Here is a 21,465-nt window from a genome sequence, read left to right as displayed (position 1 = left end):
GGTGTTTTACAGAAAAATTAAAAAGAAATCTCATATAAAGCTATTTTATTGTATTTACAATGGTTTTGATAGCTTTTATAATAACCTTTTGTTTGTCATTTACAAGCAAACAATTCTATTAAATCATTTTCATCAATTTTAGTTGTATCACCATTTCTCGAAAATTTTCAATATAATCCTATATCATACAAATATTTTCTGTGCGTGAGAATCGAATAGAAAAATTTTATATGATACCGAATAGACGCTTTGTATTTTCATTGGTTTCTCTGATAACCTGTTCTACAGGAATATTTCGAAGTTCTGCAATATGTTGTGCAGTATAGTTTAAATTGGACGAATCATTTCGGGTTCCTCGCACAGGCTCCGGCGACAGATACGGACAATCCGTTTCAATTAAATATTTATCTGCAGGAATCCATTTGGCAACTTCTTTTACATTTTTTGCATTCTTATAGGTTACAGTTCCTGAAAACGAAATATAATATCCAATCTTTACCAATTCCTTAGCAATTTCCAGACTTCCTGAATAACAATGAAACACACCATTGGTTTGGCATTTTTTTACAATTTCCAATGTATCAGCCATAGCATCTCTGGTATGAATTGCCACTGGGATTTGTAAATTTCTGGCAATTTCCATTTGTCGAATGAATACTTCTTTTTGTTGCTCTTTATCAATGTTATCATAATGATAGTCCAGTCCGATTTCACCCCAACATACCACCTTAGGGTCTTTGGTCAGTTCAATCAGCTCGGTTAGAGCATCTTCAGAACAATCTGCAGCATCACTGGGATGAAAACCAACTGCAGCATAACAAAAATCGTAAGTATTTGAAAATTGTACAGCACGTTTACTAGATTCTAAATTGTATCCTACATTGATAATTTTTTCCACGTTTTTCTGTTTTAAACCTAGTAATAATTCTTCACGGTCAATATCAAAACGTTCATCATCATAGTGACTGTGGCTATCAATAATCATGCAGTCTCCCCTGCCCTTTCTTATAAAATTTTAATGATTATGGCAAATTACAGCCAAAATCGGCGGATCATTTGGTTTGTTGGAATAATGATGAATAATTACATTATAATTGTGCTTATCTAACGTCTCCAAATAAGAAAGTACACTGTCCCGTTCTTCGTATCCGCTGTCACCGCCATGATAGATACTGACTGCAATAATCCCCTCTTTATTCAGGTGTTTCAAAGCTGTTTGAATGGCAATAATTGTTGTATCAGGCTTGGTATGAAGTGCATGGTCTCCTTTTGGCAGATATCCTAAATTAAATACAAATGCATCAGCCATTTTGCAACCAAGGTATTTTTCCATATTTTCATGTCCGTCTTGAAATAATTGAACTCGGTTGGATAGGGATACATTTTCTAATCGAATTTTTGTGTTTTCGATTGCATCCTTTTGGATATCAAAGCCATAAACAAGACCGTTTTCTCCGACAATTTCTGCCAAAAAAAGAGTATCGCCGCCATTTCCGCAGGTAGCATCCACAACAAATGAACCTTCTTTTAAAAATTGTTTTAAATAAAAATGTGATAGTTCAACAGCGTTTTTTAGCATATTCATTTACAATCCTTACACAAAATCAAATAAGCTCATCTGAGGAGAATCGGGTAATCCTTTGGTGCAACCCATCTGGTCCATTTGTTCCAAAATAGTTTTGGATATTTTAGTACGATCCAACAAATCTTCTTTTGTAAAGAAATCTCCTTGTTTTCTCGCTTCTACAATAGTTTCTGCTGCCGTTTCTCCCAGTCCTTTAATTGCGGTAAACGGTAAACGCAATGCATTTTCTTCAATTAAAAATTTCGAAGAATCTGAACGGTATAAATCAACAGGCAAAAACTTAAAACCACGTTTCTGCATTTCATTACACATTTCCAAAATAGTCAGGATATTCTTTTCTTTGGCATTGGCATCCGGACCAATTGCTTCATATTCTTTGATTTTTGGAATTACTTTATCGCCAACCATAATGTCAGCATCAAAATCATCAGCCCTTACGGTAAAATAAGTAGCATAATAAGCTAATGGATGATGAACTTTATAATATGCAATTCTGAAAGCCATGGTTACATAAGCAACTGCATGAGCCTTCGGGAACATATACTTAATTTTCTTACAACTGTCAATATACCATTCAGGAACATCATGTTCACGCATAATTGCTTCCCATTCATCATTCAACCCTTTTCCTTTACGAACGCTTTCCATAATGGTAAATGCCGTTTTGGGCGGTAAATTTTTATAAATCAGATAGGTCATAATATCGTCACGGGTACAAATTGCTTCTTTTAAGGTTGTAGTGCCTGAATTAATTAAATCCTGAGCATTATTCAGCCATACATCTGTACCGTGAGAAAGCCCTGATATTCGAACCAGTTCTGAAAATGTGGTAGGTTTGGTATCCACTAACATCTGTCGGACAAATTTTGTACCAAATTCAGGTACACCAAAAGTACCAACCGTGGAGTTGATATCTTCGGCAGTTACACCTAAGGCGTCGGTTCCGGTAAACAACGACATGGTATCCTTGTCTTCCAGCGGAATGCTCTGTGGATCTAATCCTGTTAAATCTTTTAACATACGAATCATTGTCGGATCATCGTGTCCTAACAAGTCAAGCTTCAGCAGACAATCGTGTAAGTAGGTGTAAGCAAAGTGTGTGGTGACAATATCGCTGTTTGCATCATCTGCAGGATGTGCAATAGGACAGAATTCAAACACTTCATTTTCTTTTGGTACAATCATAACCCCACCGGGATGTTGTCCAGTTGTTTTCTTAACACCTTCACATCCTTTGGCAAGACGTCTCATTTCTGCAGAATGAACAGAAAGATTCTTTTCTTCTACATATTTTCTTACATATCCCATCGCATTTTTCTCTGCAATGGTAGAAATAGTTCCGGCACGGAACACATGGCCTTCGCCAAAAATTTCTTCGCAATATTTATGGATAATGGGCTGATAATCTCCTGAAAAATTCAAGTCAATATCAGGTTCTTTATCACCGTTAAAACCTAAGAAGGTTTCAAAAGGAATATCGTGACCGTCCTGTTTTAAGCGTCTTCCGCAATGAGGACAGTTTTTTTCCGGCATATCGTAACCTGAATTGTATTCGCCGTTCGTAAAAAATTCAGAGTATTTACAATCAGGATTTTCGCAGATATAATGTGCACAAAGTGCATTTACCTCAGTTATTCCTGATAAAAATGCAACAAACGATGAACCGACAGATCCTCGGGAACCGACCAAATATCCGTCCTGTAAAGATTTTTTTACCAATTTCTGCGCAATAATATACATTACTGAGAAACCATTTGTGATAATGGAATTTAATTCCTTATCCATTCGCTCACGTACCAACTGCGGTAAATCATCTCCGTAAATTTCTTTGGCTCTATCATAAGTCATTTGACGAAGTTCATCTTCGGATCCGGGAATGACGGGCGGGTGCTTTTCTTTGGGAATCGGAATAATCTCATCATCGCACCAATCAGCAATTAAATTGGGATTGTTAATTACAATCTCCTTTTTTGTTTCTTCATCCAGATACCAAAATTCCTCCAGCATTTCTTCGGTGGTTCTTAGGTATAAGGGAGCCTGTTTATCTGCATCCTTAAAACCGTGGCCATACATTAAAATTTTTCGATAAGCACTGTCTTCGGGATTTAAGAAATGAACGTCTCCGGTTGCCACAACAGGCTTCTCAAATTTTTTACCAAGTTCAATAATTTCTTTATTAAAACGAATTAAATCGGCTTGGGTGTGTTGGCCGTTGTCAACCATGAATTCATTATTTCCCAATGGTTGTACTTCCAAAAAATCATAAAAATTAGCAATTTTTTCAATATTTGCTTTTGAAGCACCACCACGGATTGCCTGATACAATTCTCCTGCTTCACATGCACTGCCGTAAATTAATCCTTCGTGCATAATTTGCAGTTCACTTTTTAACATACGCGGTCTTTTCTTATAATGAAGTAAGTTGGAATTTGTTACCAATTTATAAAGATTTAATAATCCTGTTTTATTTTTCACCAAAATGATACCGTGATACGGACGTAAATTTTCGGTGTTTTTTGTGAGCTTTGTATTCATTCCCCAAAGAGTTTCAATCCCTGCTTCTTTTACTTTTTCTAACAGAACAAGGAATATGCCATAAAGCGCTTCTGCATCATTTACAGCTCGGTGATGCCCTTCTAATCTGACATTGGTTTCCTTTGCTAAAGTATCTAGCTTATGGTTTCTTAAATCAGGAAATACTCTTCGAGCCAGATCCAAAGTATCTAAGTAACCGTTTTTCACAGGGATGCTTAACCGTTCACAAACAGCATAAATAAAGCTCATATCAAAATTTGCGTTATGAGCTACTAATACTGCATCCCCAACAAATTCCATAAATTTTGGAATTATTACCGTCTCATCCGGTTTATCAATCAGCATATCATCGGTAATTCCGGTTAATTGAGAAATTTCAGGAGTTAATTGTTTTCTCGGGTTTACAAATTCGGAGAAACGATCTACCACTTCCCCGTTTTTCATTTTCACCGCACCGATTTCGGTAATTCGTTCGGTTTCAGGAGAAAGTCCTGTAGTTTCTAAATCGAAAATAACATATTCGGTATCCAGGGACTTTTCATCTCCCTGATAAATTTCTGCTAAATCATCCAGTAAATAACATTCCACACCGAATAATAATTTAATATCTAATTTTTTCTTTTTAACATGCAAATAAGCTTCCGGATAAGCCTGAAGAACGCCGTGGTCTGTAATTGCGATGGCTTTATGTCCCCATTTTGCTGCAGCATCAATTAGTGCTTCCACATCTGAAACACCATCAACAGCAGACATTTTCGTGTGAAGATGAAGTTCTACACGTTTTTCTTCGGCATAATCCATACGAACTTCTTTCTCTTCCAGCATAATATCATAAGGATTAATCACAAAATCCCGCAAATACTTATCATACATTGTTTCACCGCGGATTTTTAAATATGATCCAACTTTTACCCTATCTGTAAATCCTGCATATTCTTCTTTGGTAAACAATTTTTTTATGGTAACAGATGATGTCCCGTCGGTTACATCCATATTGAGAGCCATAAAGCCATTTCTGGTTTCCCTGTCTTCCATATGAAAAACTTCTGCCATAATAATAACCCGACCGGTTTCAGAATTGAGCGAGGCTATTGATACAACATTCCCTTTAATTTCTTTCCCCATTACAATAGGGCTTTTTTTCTTTTCAGAAAGTTCTTTCAGCGTTTCTTCCATTTCGGTAGCAATCGTTTCACGAATACTTTCTGCACGCTTTTCAATGTACTCCTCAGGTTGCGCAAGAGAAACTTCAATGCCGTCGCGAAAAATGACGTCAATTTCTATCGAAAATTCTTCCAAAATCATTTTTTTGATTTCTTCTCCCACGCCGTTATGCAAAAGCAATTCAGCTCCGGTCCCCGCTAATTGAATTTCAAGAACTCCGTTGTGAAAAGTTGCAGACGAATTCTCTATGAACTGTTTGACACCGGGTATTTTCAAAGAAATGTAGGTTAAAATTTCCGAATAGTAGGCAGACGAAAACAAATCTTCCGGATAACGGACAAATAATTTGATAACAGATAACCCATAAGCTTCTCGAATACTTTTAGCAATATTAAAAATCAATTGTTTTGAAATAATCTGAGGGAAAAATACGATGGTTTCAATTTTCTTTTGTTCCTGATAAACTGTAAAATCCTGAAGTTTTCCTTCGGATAATAACTCTTTATATTTGATTACTTCCGGTGCTTGACCAAAAATTTCTACTAAATTCATAATTCCTCTCCAACCACATTTCGTTACCTTTTCAGTATAACACATTTCTTAGTAAAGTGCAATATTTTTTGAGGAAATTCATAAAAGAATGTATCGTACTTCGAACATAAAAAAACAGAGTAAATCGTTTTCATCGATTTACTCTGTTTCATTGATTATTTTATGTTTTCAAAGTGTTCTATTTCGTTTAATTTATAAGCTAATGTCATTAAACTATCAGATAGATGTACATTTACTAAAGCAACATTTGACGGAACCTCTACATCTAAATAGGAAAAATTCCAGATTCCTTTGACTCCCGCTTCTACGATATCATCAATCAGTTCTTTAACTGATGTTGCAGGAAGAGTCAGCATGGCAATTTTAATTTCATATTCCTGAATAAATGATGTTAAGCGATGAACAGGTTGAACGACTAAGCCGTTAATTTCGGTTCCGATTACATCGGGATTATTATCAAAAATGGCTTTGATTTTAAAACCTCGACGTTCAAAATTAGTGTAATTTGCAACAGCATGACCTAAGTTCCCTGCTCCGACTAAAACACAGGAAAGTTCTTGCCCCAAACCCAGTATATTACCAATTTCGGCATGAAGCACTTCAACATTATATCCGTATCCTTGCTGACCAAAACCGCCAAAATTATTCAAATCCTGACGAACCTGAGATGCGGTAATATGCATTCTTTGGGCTAACTCATTAGAGGAAATACGGTCAATATTACCTTCTAAAAGCTGAGATAAATGCCTGTAATATCTTGGAAGTCGTTTGATAACGGCTTCAGAAACTTTTTTTCTCTGTGTCATGTATTCATTCTACTTTCTATGTAAAAATCACATTTTTGCCACAGTATCCATAACATACTGAGAGAATTCAGCGCTAGTTGCACCGTCAGAACGACCGGTGATTACCACTTTCTTTTCAGTATACATACAGATATCTAATGCCTTTTCCAATTTGTTTGCTGCATCGGTGTAGCCGATATGAGACAAAAGCATTACACAAGCACGGAAAATAGAACAGGGATCTGCATAAATATCCCTGCCTTCTTTCACCATACGAGGTGCAGAACCATGGATAGCTTCAAACATTGCATACTGTTTCCCTAAATTGGAAGAACCAGCGGTTCCAACCCCGCCTTGGAATTCGGCAGCTTCATCTGTGATAATATCACCATATAAGTTGGGAAGAATCATAACCTGAAAGTCTTTTCTTCTCTTTTCGTCAACAAGCTTTGCTGTCATAATATCAATATACCAGTCATCCACTTCAATTCCCGGATAATCTTTTGCAATCTCGTTGCAGATTCTTAAGAATTTACCGTCGGTTGTTTTGATAACATTTGCTTTTGTAACGATAGAAACTCTAGTTTTCCCATTAGCTTTTGCATAGTCAAAAGCTGCTTTTGCAATTCTTCTTGTTCCTTCTGTTGTTGTCACACAAAAATCAATTGCCAAATCCTCATCAATCTCAATGCCGTCAGATCCAACTGCATAAGAACCTTCTGTGTTTTCTCTGAAGAAAGTCCAATCAATTCCCTGTTCCGGAACTTTTACAGGACGAACGTTAGCAAATAAATCCAGTTCTTTTCTCATTGCAACGTTTGCACTTTCTACATTCGGCCACGGATCACCTTTTCTGGGAGTGGTGGTAGGTCCTTTTAAGATAACATCACAGGATTTTAATTCTGCTAAAGTGTCATCAGGAATTGCTTTATTTAATTCTGCACGGCGTTCAATTGTTAAACCGTCAATTACTTTAAATTGAACCTTTCCTTTTTCAACTTCATCTTTTAATAAAAATTCTAAGATTTTATGACCTTCTCCGGTAATTCTGGGGCCAATACCGTCACCACCACAAACACCGATTATAATTTTATCAAGCTTGGTAAAATCTTTAAAATCTCCTGCATTATTAATTCTTTCAACTCTTGCTAACTGTTTTTCTAAAATCTTTTCGAATTTTTCTTTTGCAATCTGAATTTTATCCATTTTGTTTACTCCTTTTTTTATTTTAAGTTATGCATGATTTTTGGTGAAATTCAACAATCCACCGTCAATCAACATTTCGCGGTCTCTTTCGGAAAATTCCTGAATCAACGGAATTTCTTTGTTTTTTGTTTTGTTAAATAATACAATCGCAGTATCGTTTGCAATTGCAGATTTGATATCTTTTAATTCTAATTCATCATTTAAATCAATGCAATCGTAATCAGCTTCATTTTGGAATGTGAGCGGAACAATCCCTGCATTGATTAAGTTTGCTTTATGAATTCTTGCAAAGGATTTGGTGATAACCGCTTTTACTCCTAAGTACAACGGTGCTAATGCAGCATGTTCTCTGGAAGAACCCTGACCGTAATTCGCACCACCGATAATGATGGATTTTTTCATTTCTAATGCTCTGTCGTGAAATCCTTCATCACATACTGCAAAACAGAATTTGGAAATCGCAGGAATATTAGAACGTAAAGGCAAAATTTTTGCACCTGCAGGCATAATATGGTCAGTGGTGATATTGTCTCCCACTTTTAAACTTACTCCTGCAATAATACTGTCTTCCAACGGTTCAGATGTGGGGAAGGGTTTAATGTTAGGCCCTCTTAATACTTCCACGGAATCCATGTCTGCTTCTGCTACAGGAGGAACAATCATATTATCATTGATAGTAAATACTTCAGGCAATTTGAAATCAGGCATGTCGCCGATTTCTCTGGGGTCAGTCAGGTAACCGTTGATTGCAGAAATCGCAGCCATTTCGGGAGAAACCAAATAAATCTGACCGTCTTTTGTACCGGATCTTCCTTCAAAGTTACGGTTAAAGGTTCTTAAAGAAATTCCTTTGGAGTTGGGAGACTGTCCCATACCAATACAAGGACCGCAAGCACTTTCTAAAATTCTTGCACCTGCATCAATTAAAATGGATAACGCACCATTTTCTGCCAGCATATTTAATACCTGTTTGGAACCGGGTGCAATTGCTAAGGAAACATCAGGATGCACGGTTTTTCCTTTTAAGATATGAGCAACTTTCATCATATCCAGTAAGGAGGAATTCGTGCAAGAGCCGATGCAAACCTGGTCAATTTTCATATTACCGATTTCTTCCACGGATTTAATATTATCAGGAGAATGCGGACAAGCAGCCAGCGGTTTTAATTCAGATAAATTGATAGTGATCACTTTATCGTAAACCGCATCTTCGTCTGCTGCTAACGGAGTGTAATCTTCTTCTCTTTTTTGAGCTTTCAAGAATGCCTTGGTGATTTCATCAGACGGAAAAATAGAAGTGGTTGCACCTAGTTCTGCTCCCATATTGGTGATGGTAGCACGTTCCGGAACGGAAAGTGTTTTCACACCTTCTCCGGCATATTCAATAATTTTACCGACGCCGCCTTTTACGGAAAGAATTCTTAATACTTCTAAAATAACGTCTTTTGCACTTACCCAAGGGCTTAATTTTCCGGTTAATTCCACTTTCACAATTTCAGGACAAACAATATGATATGCACCACCGCCCATGGCAACAGCAACGTCCATACCGCCTGCACCAATTGCAATCATACCGATACCGCCACCGGTGGGTGTGTGAGAGTCGGAACCAATTAAGGTTTTACCGGGAATGCCAAAGCGTTCCAAATGAACCTGATGACAAATACCGTTACCGGGACGGGAGAAATAAATGCCGTGTTTTTTACAGATACTTCCGATGAAACGGTGGTCGTCGGCGTTTTCAAAACCTGATTGCAGTGTATTATGATCAATGTATGCAACTGATTTCTCAGTCTTTACACGTTTTACGCCCATAGCTTCAAATTCTAAGTAAGCCATAGTACCAGTTGCATCCTGAGTTAAGGTCTGGTCAATACGAATGGCAATTGCGCTTCCTCGTTTCAATTCACCTTCAACCAGATGCTCTTTTAATATTTTTTCTGCAAGTGTGTAACCCATAATAATCACCGCACCTACCTGTAAAAAAACAGATAGCCTTTCTATTAAATTCTAAAAATACACATAATGGTATATTTTATCATAAAAAGAAATGAAATGCAAGGCTTTAGTTAAAAAAATAACAATTTTTTAGTGCTTTTTTTAAAAATAAGAATCACGAAGAAATATAAACGTTAATCATTTCAAAAAACACAAAAAAAGGCTTACTATTTATTCATAGTAAGCCTTAAAATACAAGAAAGAGGTTTTATTTCACAATATATTTTTTAGTCAGGTCCTGAGCTTCAGCTTCTTCACCACTAATCATAATTGTGAATTTAATGTTAAACTGATTAGACAGTTTTTCTAAGTAAGGAATCACTAAATCAGCGTCTTTTACAGAAGATTTCATAATGGTTGTTAAGCTATCAATAAAGATGTGAGTTACATCAAAGTTCATAGAAATCAAACCACATAAGAAACCATATAATTCCCCTGCTCCGTTAATTTCAAAATCAGATGCATTGATTAATCTTGCATCACGGGAAATGCTTAAATTATAGCGATCGTCTTTTACGATACAAACCACGTTACCGTGCTCGTTTTCAACCGCTTCAGCTACCCAAGAGATTAAGGTTTTGGATTTGCCGGTTCCTTTGGGGCCAATTAACACTTTAATCATAATGAAAATCCTCATCGTTTTAAGGTTTCCCTTAAAAACCCTTTCTTCAGTTATTTATGCCGGATACAGCTGATTATTTATTCTATCAGCAATATCTGAAGGAAAAACAATATAAAATTATTTTTCCTAAAATAAGTATATCATAATCAATAAAAAAATGCAAGTGTTTTTTCGCAATATTTTTCGTTACTTTTTTGTTACATTTACAAAGAATTTATTCTGGCTTCCAGTTCCGCTTTCATATCCTGATAACCATCTTTGCCCAAAAGCGCAAACATATTTTTCTTATACACTTCTACACCGGGCTGATCAAACGGATTTACACCGAGCATATAACCGGAAATTGCGCAGGCTTTTTCGAAGAAATAGAATAAATAACCAAGGTTGTATTCGTCTTTTTTCTCCATGGAAATTACGATGTTGGGAACACCGCCGTCATAATGTGCCATCAAGGTTCCCAAGAACGCTTTTTTATTGACATAATCAACAGTTTTACCTGCTAAGAAGTTGAGTCCGTCCACATTGTCGGGGTCTTCAGAAATCGTAATGTCAGTGGTGGGATTTTTTACTGTAATAATCGTTTCAAACAGATTTCTTAAGCCTTCCTGCACATACTGACCTAAAGAATGTAAGTCGGTAGAGAAATTCATAGAAGTGGGTAAAATGCCCTTCTGTTCTTTTCCTTCGCTTTCCCCAAATAATTGTTTGTACCACTCGGAGAACATCACCATAGCAGGTTCATATGAGACTAAAGTTTCCACATTTTTTCCTTTGCGGTATAACAAATTACGGGTAACTGCGTATTTTAAACAATCGTTTTCGCTGATATTGGTGCACTTATAATCGTTCATTGCATCATAAGCACCTTGCATCAAAGCATCCAAGTCAGCACCTGCGCAAGCGATAGGAAGAAGACCAACAGCAGTTAATACAGAAAATCTTCCGCCTACTACGTCAGGCACAACAAAAGTTTCGTACCCTTCTTCTCTTGCTAAATTGAGAAGAGTTCCCTTATTGGCGTCAGTAGTAACGTAAATTCGTTCTTTTGCTCCTTCTTTGCCATATTTTTTCTCCATCAGGTCTTTAAACAGACGGAATGCCAAAGCAGGTTCGGTGGTAGTACCGGATTTGGAAATGACGTTAATGGAGAAATCTTTTTCTTCCATCAACTGTAACAAATCGCTGTGATACTCGGAACTAATAGTATTTCCTGCAAAGAAAATCTGCGGAAACTCTTTGGTTTTTACATTATATAAAGGACCGTTTAAAAACTCAATTGCTGCTCTTGCGCCAAGATAAGACCCGCCGATGCCGATGGTAATCAACGCATCAGACTGTTCTTTGATTTTTTTTGCAGCTGCTTTAATGCGGGAAAATTCTTCTTTATCGTAAGTTGCGGGTAAATCCAGCCATCCCAAAAAATCATTTCCAGGACCGGTTTTTGCATGCAATAAATCAATTGCTGCTTTCGCCTGATAAGAAATTTTATCAAACTCGGTGGCATCCACAAAACCTTTTGTTTTGGAAAAATCAACTGTTAATTTGCTCATGGTAGTAAAATCCTTTTCATTTGTTTTATGTATTCAAGTTAAAAACTTAATAAGAACTGCATCCTAACGTATCGTCATTATAAATCCAGTCACGAACGTGAACCGTGGTAAATTCATCTTTAGTGTTTCTGACAATCACCCACTCAATCCCGGCATTGATAATAAGACGCTTGCACATCGCACAGGGGTTGGCGTTTTTCACATAACTACCGTCAGCCATTTCTTTACCTACCAGATAAAGCGTGGCACCAATCATATCGGAACGTTTTGCACTGATGATACAGTTAGCTTCAGCGTGAACAGAACGGCAAAGTTCATACCGTTCCCCTCTGGGAACATTTAGGTTTTCTCTGACACAGCTTCCTAAATCTGCACAGTTTTTTCTGCCTCTGGGAGCACCGGTATATCCTGTGGAAATAATTTCGTCATTCTTCACAATAATGGCACCAAAATTACGTCTTAAACATGTACCTCTTGTTACAACTGCTTCCGCAATATCAAGATAATAATTCTGTTTGTCTTTACGCTCCATAGATATACCTCCTTAAAATTTTATTTGACACATATTATACTATAAAAAAATTCCTTTGGCAAGATAATTTTTAAATTTATTTCAATTTTTTGTATTCTTTTTCGGCGTGGAATAACAAGCATTCTTTTTCGTTAGAAATTTCACCATCTATCACCAAATCAAGGATCTTTTTTAAAATTTCTCCAATTTGTTTTCCACTGGGAATACCCAGAGCAATCAAATCATTTCCCGATATGGCTAAATCTTTTAATAAAAAACAAGCATCTGCTTCCAAAACCTTGAAAAACACCATTTTAATTTCCTGAATTTTTGTCAGTTTTTCATCAGAATGAATGGTAGATTTTGCATCTGCTTCTTTTACAAAAAGCAAACGTTTAAACTGTTCCTGTCCGATTTTATTGAGCCACCGTTTTACTGATTTTTCTGTAGGTTCTATTTGTGCATCATGATATTTTACCAATTCTGTTACCACCTCAACGGTGTTCCCATCAAATCTCATTTGTTTTAAGATGTTGCAGGTAATCTCTGCACCCACCGAGGAGTGAGAATAAAAGTGCCCTGCCCCATTTTCGTCTTGAAAGAATGTTTTTGGCTTTCCGATATCGTGAAACAACACTGCCAGACGAACCAAGATATCTTTTTCTGATAAAGCAACACTCTTTATCGTGTGCGTATATACATCATACATATGATGAGGACTTTTTTGATGAAAATCAAACATCGGTGAAAGTTCGGGAATTATTTGCCCGAAAATATCACGATAATCTAAAAGAATATTTTCTGCATATTCCCCCAACAGTAATTTTTTTAATTCCACAATAATACGTTCGGGTGCAATTTTTAAAAGGAATTCTTTCGTTTGAAACATTGCTTTTTTGGTTTCGGGAGCAATTGAAAAGCCGTAGGTTGCAGCAAATCGAAGTCCTCTCATAATCCGAAGAGCATCCTCTGTAAACCGTATTTTGCTATTGCCTACACATCGCAGTTTCTTGTTTTGTAAATCCTCCTGTCCTCCGAATAAATCAACAAGACCTTCTTTCGGATGATATGCCATCGCATTGACCGTAAAATCGCGGCGGGCAAGGTCCTCTTTGATATCTGATACAAATGTTACTAGTTCAGGATGACGACAATCTATGTAGTTTCCGTCTGTGCGGAATGTGGTAGTTTCATAGGATTGATGATTGAGACGAACCGTTAAAGTTCCATGTTTTAATCCGGTTTCAATGATGTGATACCCCGAAAAGCATTCTTTCATCTGTTCAGGTAAAGCAGATGTGCAAATATCCCAATCTCCGGGTTTTAGTCCTAAAAGGCAATCACGAACACAACCGCCTACCACGTAGGCGGAATGTCCGGCATTTTTTAATTGTTCTAATAAAGATAAAACCTCTGTTGGAATATTTATCATATCATAAACTCCTAAGGCAAAATTAAAAAAGAGAAATTTGCTTGATAAAAATTACGGAAGGGTATGCCCTGCTGCACGGTAAATCTGATACCATTGGTCACGGGATAATACAACATCCGCACCTTTGCAGATTTCTTCCAAACGAGACGGATTCATAGTACCCGCAATTAACTGCATATTAGCAGGATGACGAAGAATCCAGGAAGCTGCAACACCGGTTTTGGTGATACCGTATTCTTCTGCGATTTCAGCTAACTTTTTATTTAATTCAGGAAAATCTTCGTTATCAATATAACTTCCACCGAAAAATCCGTGCTGAAAGGGCGACCACGCCTGAATGGTAATGTTTTTGATGCGACTATATTCTAAAAATGAACCATCGTGCATCACGGATTCTGCGTTTTTCATATTCACATTCATGCCCGAAGTTACCAAACCTGCTTCGGTGACCGAAAACTGAAGCTGATTGATGATAAGTGGTTGTTTGACGGCAGTTTTTAGCAGTTCCATCTGCATCATATTTTGATTGGAAACACCAAAATATTTTACCTTTCCGGAAGTTTCCAGCTGATTGAAAGCCTCTGCCACTTCTTCAGGCTCCATTAAGGTATCGGGACGGTGTAACAGTAATACATCTAAGCAATCCACACCAAGACGGGAAAGAATTCCATCTACCGACTTTAAGATATGTTCTTTGGAAAAATCAAACTGACCGTCGTGAATGGAACATTTGCTCTGAATCCAGATTTTTTCACGAACACCGGGGTTTCTTTTTAAATATTCTCCGAAAAAGCGTTCCGACTTCCCCACACCATAAATATCCGCATGGTCAAAGAAATTAACGCCATATTCTAATGCAGTATCCATAATTGCATCCACACGCTTTTCATCTAAGTCACTCATTCTCATGCACCCAAGCGATACCGCCGATGCATTGATTTGATTTCCAATAGTAATATTTTTCATATTTGTACTCCTTTTATAGTTGTTTTATTTAGACTCGTATCACGTCAAGACAAAAAATTATTTCTATTGTTCATTACAATTTTTTCGTTCAATTCTGATACATAATATTTTGTTTTTTCATTAAAGGATAGCTGATAAGTTCGTATCCCTCCAAATTCTCTTTATACATATCTACGGCACAAATCTGAGCGTTATCATAAGTGGTATAGTAATAAATACCGCGGTCAATGTTGCAACAAGAACTGTAATGAGTAATTTCATATACATCTTTTGCCAGCTCCACGCATCCACGTGGCATTTCCACCGATTTTAAAATATGAAAAAACTGACTGACACTTTCTTCTTCGGAATCGCTTGATACAGAATTTAATTTCACAAAAGAAGCTTTCACAAATCGGGACATAGAAGATGCATCACCCGGCAATCCTATCGCTCCCATTCCGCGGGAATATTTTTCCAGTTCTAAGTTTTCGTCATTTGTAAAGGAATTTTTTGGTGTTCCTTTGGTAAGCTGCATATAATTATTTAAGTTAAATAACTGATAATCAAATGTGGGATTATTGGTGAGTATTCCAACGGGATTCTCATAAATTTTGATACCTGATTTTACGGATTCCAAAGTGATGGAACGTTCTTTGTCAGAAATTAACCAATGAAGCGGTGATAATGGAAGTTCATCGCTAAAATTTTCATCGAGAAGATTGATTGTTCGGATAAGCTTTTCAGCGTCGACCACAGTTGCACATTGTCCTAACAACCAGGGGATCAGTTCGAAAGGAGTCACATTGTCTTTACCGTCACAATATGGTTTATAACCTGCATTTTCAGGAAAATTCAATCCTGCAATACAGAGACCTTTCTCATTGATGGCATCATAGTACAACGGATAATTTTTGGAAACATACGCCATACCGATAATAGCATAATGACTTAGTATTTTTCCCATTTTCCGAAAATGGAACGCGTAATTTCTAGGGGTAACGGTAACTGTTTCCTGATAAGAATATTCCAAATCTAAATTCCTGCCAAAATAATGGTCTTTTGTTTTGTAGGTAACAGCGGTACACATATCCGATACGCTCCTCATTACAGAATTAGTTTTAGTATCGACAGACAACTATAATTCTATTATTATTTTATCATAATAACTCCCTAATGTCAAACAATGAAACAAAAAAGCAGATTCTTCTTTTTTCGGGAAAAATCTGCTTTTTTGATCACGGTTTACGGATAAACAAGTTTAAAACAAGTGCCACAAATGTCAGAGCAAGAAGCATAATAAAAGGCATAATGTATGCACCGGATGCTTCCAAAACAGTGTTGGATGCCGTGGCGATAAAAGAACCAACCATAACGGTAAAAGTCATAATTGCCATATTGTTTGGAAAATGCTTCATACCATAAAAGGAAGAAGTGCACGCGGCAGTAATGGTGGGACAGGCACCGTATGAAATCCCTGTCAGACAAAGACCAATGATACAAAGCCACAGATTACCGGAAGACACCGCAAACAAAGTAACTGCGGCAGCGCCAATCGTTAAAATATTTGCGCAAAGCATTGTTTTTCTGCGACCAATCACATCAAAGATTGCACCTGTAAGGATTCGTCCGATTCCGTTGCATACAGACAACACTCCTACCAAGGAAACTGCTAAGGATTCAGGAGCTTGAACGGAAAGTGCTAAGTCTTTTGCAAAACTAATTACAGAACTACCCACTGCAGCCAAGAAAGAAATGGTAATAAATGCCATCCAAAAAGACGGTCTTTTTAGCATCTGCAAAGAGGTGTATTCCTGTTTTTCAAATGTTTCGGCTTGTGTGTTTTTATTAGCTTTTGGTGTGGGTAAAATGGTATCGGCAGAAGGTTTTTTCAGTAACAGTCCCGCCAAAGTTAAAATAATAAAAATGGAAACCCCTAATGCCACATAAGTCATACGCCAACCAACGGTACTTTTAAACATTGCATCTGCCACATTCCCTAATACCAATGCAGATGCTCCAAATCCCATCATCAGACAACCGGAGCAAAGTCCCTTTTTGTCAGGAAACCAGACGCTCACTGTGGCAATCGAAACGTTATAGGCAATTCCGATGCCAAGACCTGCCAACACACCATAGGTAAGATATAACATCACAACTGACACGTTCTGCAAAGCAGCAGTCAGGAAAAATCCTGCAGCAGACAAAACTCCTGCCGTAATCAGGGCAACTCTGTGTCCCGCCCGTTCTGAAAGTCGTGCACCAAGCAAACCGCCAACGCAGAAAAAGGTCATTGCCAGAGTAAAGCAAAGAGCAAGATCGGATGGACCCCATCCGAATTCTGTGGATAAGGGCGATTTTAAAATAGACCAGGCGTATAGCACTCCTGCAAACAGCATAGCAACCACACCAACAATCATATAAAACCAGCGAAGGTAGAGATTTTGTTCTTTTTTCATTGTTTTGTTCATAAAATTTTCCTTTTCATAAAATTTTGTACTTAGATATTATAGTATATATTTTTTTAAAAATCAAGTGTGTTGGAAGAAATATCAAAAAGATTTAAAAAGCCATCGTATTCTGATTTGTCATCTGATTTTTTGATTTATAAGTTCTTTTTCCCAAGTTTTGTTATGGAACCTAATAACATTCCTACCGATGATACTACTAAATACCAGACAGAATGTACCAGTGCTGATTCGTTATAATAAAGAAAAACTGAAGGAATAAATATTATTGCCGTTACGAAGGGATAGAAAAATCGAATCTGATGGGTGGAAACACAACCAATCACCAAAGAAAGCAAAAATGTGGCTGAAATAATAAAAAGTACCATTTCGATTGCATTGGTGGGACCTAAAAATAACGGGAAAATATAAAATAAAAATAATTGAAATCCTAATATAATCATTTCAAATATAAATTTTTTCAATTTGATTTTAGCCTCCTTCCGCATATTCTTGACATCCCCTCATATTAAATCAGAATCAAAATTGATCTGTTACTGTCTAAGATATGATTATTTTACCACAGTGCAGTTTCAAAGTCAAATATTGTGATAAAAAACGCAGATTTTATGAAAAAATCTGCGTTTTTTTGTTTTTATTAGTCACCGAAACAAGTACCGATAGCTTTCGCAGCTTGTACCAGTTCCCCGTTGGGGTCTACGGCTTTATTAGCACCGATAACATCTTCTAAGGAAGCGTAAGTCATCTGGTTGTCTTTTAAACAAACCATATTGCCGAATTTTCCTGCCATTGCAAGTTCCACGGCAGCCACACCGTAACGGGTGGACAGAATTCTATCTGCAGAGGATGGTGTTCCGCCTCTCTGAATATGTCCCAAAATGGTAGCACGAGCTTCCAAACCAACCATCTGTTCCAAGTCTTCTGCAACTTTTTGTGCAACACCGCCCAGACGAACCGGGTCAGGACTGTTTTCAATTACTTTTTGAATCACCACTTCACCGGTAATGGATTTTGCTCCTTCTGCAACTGCCACAACGGAAAATTCTTTTCCTTGGGCAATACGTTTTTTGATATGTTCTGCCACTTTATTGATATCGTAGGGAATTTCGGGGATTAAGATAACGTCTGCACCCCCTGCAACCCCTGAGGATAATCCTAAGAAACCTGCGTATCTTCCCATAATTTCTACAGTGATAATTCTGTGGTGAGATTCTGCAGTGGTATGAATTCTGTCAATCGCATCGGTTGCAACGCCCACAGCGGTATCAAAACCAAAAGTGGTATCAGTGGAAGATAAATCGTTATCAATGGTTTTTGGAACACCGATTACAGGAACGCCTAATCTTGCGAAATCACGTCCGCTGGTTAGTGTGCCGTCGCCACCGATAATAATCATGGCATCAATGTTATTCTTTTTGATATTTTCAACACCCACAGAAGAAACGTCTTTTTTCACCATGTTTCCGTTTTCATCGGGTACTAAGTAATCAAATAAATTATCTTTATTGGAGCTGAATAAAATAGTACCTCCACGGTGCAAAATCCCCGAGGTGTTTTCCAATGTCAGTTCCAAAGTCTGATTTTCATACAAACCTTTATAACCGTTCTTAAAGCCGACAACGCTCATACCGTACTTCTCAATAGCTGTCTTTACTACTGCGCGAATGACCGGATTTAAGCCGGGACAGTCTCCGCCGCCCGTTAAAATTCCAATACGTTTCATAGGAACTCCTTTTAGTGCCGTATCAGTTTAAGATACATATTTTATTTTTTAACCTCTTTATTTTACATTATTTTTCGGAAAAAATCAATAGTTTTTGATAAAATATTAAAGGATGTCCTGTTTGATGACTTTTCTATCAATATTCTGTCTGTATTTTCTTGACAATAAAGTGAAAATCGGATAAAATAAAAGGTAAGATTATTGTAAGGAGCCCGAGATTATGAACATCATCCAAATGTTATCCCAAGAATTTTCCATTCAGGAAAAATACATACAGAATATTGTTAATTTGATTGACGAAAAAAATACCATTCCTTTTATTGCCCGTTACCGAAAAGAATTAACTAATTCCTGCGATGACCAGGTATTGCGTGACATTTTTGACAGACTTACTTATCTTCGAAATTTAGAAGAAAGAAAGCAGGAAATTATCAATTCCATCACCGAGCAGGAAAAAATGACCGACGAAATCTTAAAAGATATCGAAGCGGCTACAACTCTGGCAAGACTGGAGGATATTTACCGTCCGTTCAAACAGAAAAAGAAAACACGTGCTTCTATGGCGAAAGAAAAAGGACTTACTCCGCTGTATGAACGTATGATTGCGCAAGAAGATAAAACCGGAGACGTTTTGGAAATTGCCAAAGAATTTGTAACAGAATCGGTAGAAACTCCGGAAGATGCTTTGCAGGGTGCTATGGATATTTTAGCAGAGGACGTGAGTGATAATCCTGCTTGCCGTGATAAAATTCGTAAAATTTACAATAAATCCGGACTTATCAGCACTGTTGCAAAAGAAGAAGATGCAGAATCGGTTTATCAGATGTACTATGAATATTCCGAACCCGTGCATAAAATTCCCTCTCACCGCATTCTTGCCATTAACCGCGGTGAAAAAGAAGATATGCTGAAAGTATCTGTAGTAATTGATGAAGAAAGCTGTCTGAAAGTATTGGAAGACGAATATTTAAAATATGAATGCATTTGGACAAGCTATGTAAAAGATGCCATTGCAGATGCTTATAAACGTCTGATACACCCCTCTTTAGAACGTGAAGTGCGTTCTCTGTTAACCGATATGGCATCCGAGCAGGCAATTAAGATTTTCGGTCTCAATTTAAAAGCACTGCTCATGCAACCGCCAATTAAAGGAAAAGTGGTGTTAGCGGTGGACCCTGCATACCGTACCGGCTGCAAAATTGCTGTCTGTGACCAAACAGGAAAAGTGCTGGATACCACGGTGATCTATCCCACTCCACCCCAAAATAAAATTGCAGAAGCAAAAATCACATTAAAGAAACTGATTGAAAAACATCAAGTTGAAATTATTTCTATCGGAAATGGTACTGCTTCCAAAGAATCCGAATTATTTATTGCAGAACTGATTTCTGAAATTGAGCGTCCTCTATCCTATATGGTGGTATCCGAAGCAGGAGCTTCCGTGTACTCTGCATCCAAATTAGGTGCTCAGGAATTCCCTGAATTTGATGTTTCCTTAAGAAGTGCGGTATCTATCGGCAGACGTCTGCAGGATCCGTTATCCGAACTGGTAAAAATTGACCCCAAAGCAATCGGCGTAGGGCAGTATCAGCATGATATGCCGCAAAAACGACTATCTGAGGCGTTGCTTGGCGTCGTAGAGGACTGCGTAAATAAAGTTGGTGTAGACTTAAATACTGCTTCCCCGTCCTTATTGGAATATGTGGCAGGACTTAGTGCATCCGTCGCAGGAAACATTGTAAAATACCGTGAGGAAAACGGAGCTTTCAATTCCCGCTCTCAGCTTTTGAAGGTTCCCAAACTCGGTCCGAAAGCATACACCCAGTGTGCAGGTTTCTTACGAATCCCTGACGGCAAAAATGTGCTGGATAATACAGGCGTGCATCCCGAAACCTACGATGCCTGCAAAGAAATTTTAAGCCGTTTTTCTTACGACTTAACCGATGTGGCAAAAGGAAATATGGGAGAGCTCTCCGTTAAGATTGATGGCTATGTTGCAAAAACATTGGCAGAAGAATTAAACATTGGTCTTCCGACCCTAAAGGATATTGTAAAAGAACTGGCAAAACCCGGACGCGATATCCGTGACGAATTACCGCCTCCCCTTCTTCGTAAAGATATCCTGGATATCAAGGATTTGAAGGAAGGAATGGAAGTAACCGGTACCGTTCGTAACGTGGTTGACTTCGGTGCATTTATTGATTTAGGTGTGCATCACGACGGATTGGTACATATTTCTCAGATTTCCGATAAATTTATTCGTCATCCTTCGGAAATGTTATCAGTCGGTCAGGTAGTTACCGCAACAGTACTCTCGGTAGATTTATCCAAAAACAGAATTGCGCTTACTTTAAAAAAGAAACCCCAATAACGGAAAGGAAATTTATTT

The 21,465-nt window shown here is 37.5% G+C and carries 16 protein-coding genes; 1 reads left to right on the top strand and 15 read right to left on the bottom strand.

The genetic code is table 11. The features are described from left to right. Positions 1 to 226 precede the first annotated feature (226 nt). The 15 genes from E7413_00425 to E7413_00355 all read right to left on the bottom strand — a co-directional run bounded on the left by E7413_00425 (position 227) and on the right by E7413_00355 (position 19,076). On the bottom strand, positions 227 to 985 hold the full coding sequence (locus tag E7413_00425; protein ID MBE7018332.1) for a TatD family deoxyribonuclease: 759 nt from the start codon (positions 983 to 985) through the stop codon (positions 227 to 229). A gap of 30 nt (positions 986 to 1,015) precedes the next feature. Further along, a complete protein-coding gene (locus tag E7413_00420) occupies positions 1,016 to 1,585 on the bottom strand; it encodes a methyltransferase domain-containing protein (protein ID MBE7018331.1) in 570 nt (189 codons plus the stop codon). Positions 1,586 to 1,594: 9 nt separating this feature from the next. Next, positions 1,595 to 5,881: a PolC-type DNA polymerase III gene (locus E7413_00415; GenBank protein MBE7018330.1), complete on the bottom strand. Its 4,287-nt coding sequence runs from the start codon at positions 5,879 to 5,881 to the stop codon at positions 1,595 to 1,597. Between the two features lie 110 nt (positions 5,882 to 5,991). Beyond that, positions 5,992 to 6,642, bottom strand: coding sequence for a redox-sensing transcriptional repressor Rex (locus E7413_00410; GenBank protein ID MBE7018329.1), 651 nt, complete (start codon positions 6,640 to 6,642; stop codon positions 5,992 to 5,994). Positions 6,643 to 6,669: 27 nt separating this feature from the next. Further along, complete coding sequence (locus tag E7413_00405; protein MBE7018328.1) at positions 6,670 to 7,827, bottom strand: isocitrate/isopropylmalate dehydrogenase family protein; 1,158 nt, start codon at positions 7,825 to 7,827, stop codon at positions 6,670 to 6,672. A gap of 27 nt (positions 7,828 to 7,854) precedes the next feature. Next, the gene (locus tag E7413_00400) at positions 7,855 to 9,786 is read right to left on the bottom strand and encodes an aconitate hydratase (protein MBE7018327.1); all 1,932 of its coding nucleotides are present in this window, start codon (positions 9,784 to 9,786) and stop codon (positions 7,855 to 7,857) included. A 247-nt stretch (positions 9,787 to 10,033) separates the two neighbouring features. Then, positions 10,034 to 10,447 (bottom strand): hypothetical protein, encoded by a 414-nt coding sequence (locus E7413_00395; protein ID MBE7018326.1) that lies wholly within the window; start codon positions 10,445 to 10,447, stop codon positions 10,034 to 10,036. 203 nt (positions 10,448 to 10,650) lie between these two features. Then, complete coding sequence (locus E7413_00390) at positions 10,651 to 11,997, bottom strand: glucose-6-phosphate isomerase (protein ID MBE7018325.1); 1,347 nt, start codon at positions 11,995 to 11,997, stop codon at positions 10,651 to 10,653. A 46-nt stretch (positions 11,998 to 12,043) separates the two neighbouring features. After that, positions 12,044 to 12,529 carry a cytidine deaminase gene (locus E7413_00385; GenBank protein MBE7018324.1) on the bottom strand — a complete coding sequence of 162 codons (486 nt, stop codon included), beginning with the start codon at positions 12,527 to 12,529 and terminating at the stop codon, positions 12,044 to 12,046. Between the two features lie 76 nt (positions 12,530 to 12,605). Next, entirely contained in the window at positions 12,606 to 13,940 is a 1,335-nt protein-coding gene (locus E7413_00380; GenBank protein ID MBE7018323.1) for an HD domain-containing protein, read from the bottom strand. Positions 13,941 to 13,991: 51 nt separating this feature from the next. Then, entirely contained in the window at positions 13,992 to 14,906 is a 915-nt protein-coding gene (locus tag E7413_00375; GenBank protein MBE7018322.1) for an aldo/keto reductase family oxidoreductase, read from the bottom strand. 88 nt (positions 14,907 to 14,994) lie between these two features. Continuing rightward, entirely contained in the window at positions 14,995 to 15,975 is a 981-nt protein-coding gene (locus E7413_00370; protein MBE7018321.1) for a choloylglycine hydrolase family protein, read from the bottom strand. Between the two features lie 148 nt (positions 15,976 to 16,123). Further along, positions 16,124 to 17,344 carry an OFA family MFS transporter gene (locus E7413_00365; protein MBE7018320.1) on the bottom strand — a complete coding sequence of 407 codons (1,221 nt, stop codon included), beginning with the start codon at positions 17,342 to 17,344 and terminating at the stop codon, positions 16,124 to 16,126. 146 nt (positions 17,345 to 17,490) lie between these two features. Next, on the bottom strand, positions 17,491 to 17,817 hold the full coding sequence (locus E7413_00360; GenBank protein ID MBE7018319.1) for a hypothetical protein: 327 nt from the start codon (positions 17,815 to 17,817) through the stop codon (positions 17,491 to 17,493). Positions 17,818 to 17,990: 173 nt separating this feature from the next. After that, positions 17,991 to 19,076 carry an ATP-dependent 6-phosphofructokinase gene (locus E7413_00355; GenBank protein MBE7018318.1) on the bottom strand — a complete coding sequence of 362 codons (1,086 nt, stop codon included), beginning with the start codon at positions 19,074 to 19,076 and terminating at the stop codon, positions 17,991 to 17,993. A gap of 220 nt (positions 19,077 to 19,296) precedes the next feature. Between E7413_00355 and E7413_00350 the strand changes: the two genes are divergently transcribed. Next, positions 19,297 to 21,447 (top strand): RNA-binding transcriptional accessory protein, encoded by a 2,151-nt coding sequence (locus E7413_00350; protein MBE7018317.1) that lies wholly within the window; start codon positions 19,297 to 19,299, stop codon positions 21,445 to 21,447. The last annotated feature ends 18 nt before the right edge of the window (positions 21,448 to 21,465 follow it).

It is taken from the genome of Oscillospiraceae bacterium (assembly GCA_015068645.1).
Classification (GTDB): domain Bacteria; phylum Bacillota; class Clostridia; order UMGS1840; family UMGS1840; genus SIG452.
This window is presented reverse-complemented; position numbering and strand designations above follow the sequence as displayed.

Coding starts and splice junctions, on each gene's coding strand:
- E7413_00390 (MBE7018325.1), bottom strand. CDS start 11,997: ATGAGCAAATTAACAGTTGATTTTTCCAAAACAAAAGGTTTTGTGGAT.
- E7413_00375 (MBE7018322.1), bottom strand. CDS start 14,906: ATGAAAAATATTACTATTGGAAATCAAATCAATGCATCGGCGGTATCG.
- E7413_00385 (MBE7018324.1), bottom strand. CDS start 12,529: ATGGAGCGTAAAGACAAACAGAATTATTATCTTGATATTGCGGAAGCA.
- E7413_00410 (MBE7018329.1), bottom strand. CDS start 6,642: ATGACACAGAGAAAAAAAGTTTCTGAAGCCGTTATCAAACGACTTCCA.
- E7413_00425 (MBE7018332.1), bottom strand. CDS start 985: ATGATTATTGATAGCCACAGTCACTATGATGATGAACGTTTTGATATT.
- E7413_00395 (MBE7018326.1), bottom strand. CDS start 10,447: ATGATTAAAGTGTTAATTGGCCCCAAAGGAACCGGCAAATCCAAAACC.
- E7413_00350 (MBE7018317.1), top strand. CDS start 19,297: ATGAACATCATCCAAATGTTATCCCAAGAATTTTCCATTCAGGAAAAA.
- E7413_00420 (MBE7018331.1), bottom strand. CDS start 1,585: ATGAATATGCTAAAAAACGCTGTTGAACTATCACATTTTTATTTAAAA.
- E7413_00355 (MBE7018318.1), bottom strand. CDS start 19,076: ATGAAACGTATTGGAATTTTAACGGGCGGCGGAGACTGTCCCGGCTTA.
- E7413_00400 (MBE7018327.1), bottom strand. CDS start 9,786: ATGGGTTACACACTTGCAGAAAAAATATTAAAAGAGCATCTGGTTGAA.
- E7413_00370 (MBE7018321.1), bottom strand. CDS start 15,975: ATGTGTACCGCTGTTACCTACAAAACAAAAGACCATTATTTTGGCAGG.
- E7413_00405 (MBE7018328.1), bottom strand. CDS start 7,827: ATGGATAAAATTCAGATTGCAAAAGAAAAATTCGAAAAGATTTTAGAA.
- E7413_00365 (MBE7018320.1), bottom strand. CDS start 17,344: ATGAAAAAAGAACAAAATCTCTACCTTCGCTGGTTTTATATGATTGTT.
- E7413_00380 (MBE7018323.1), bottom strand. CDS start 13,940: ATGATAAATATTCCAACAGAGGTTTTATCTTTATTAGAACAATTAAAA.
- E7413_00415 (MBE7018330.1), bottom strand. CDS start 5,881: ATGTGTTATACTGAAAAGGTAACGAAATGTGGTTGGAGAGGAATTATG.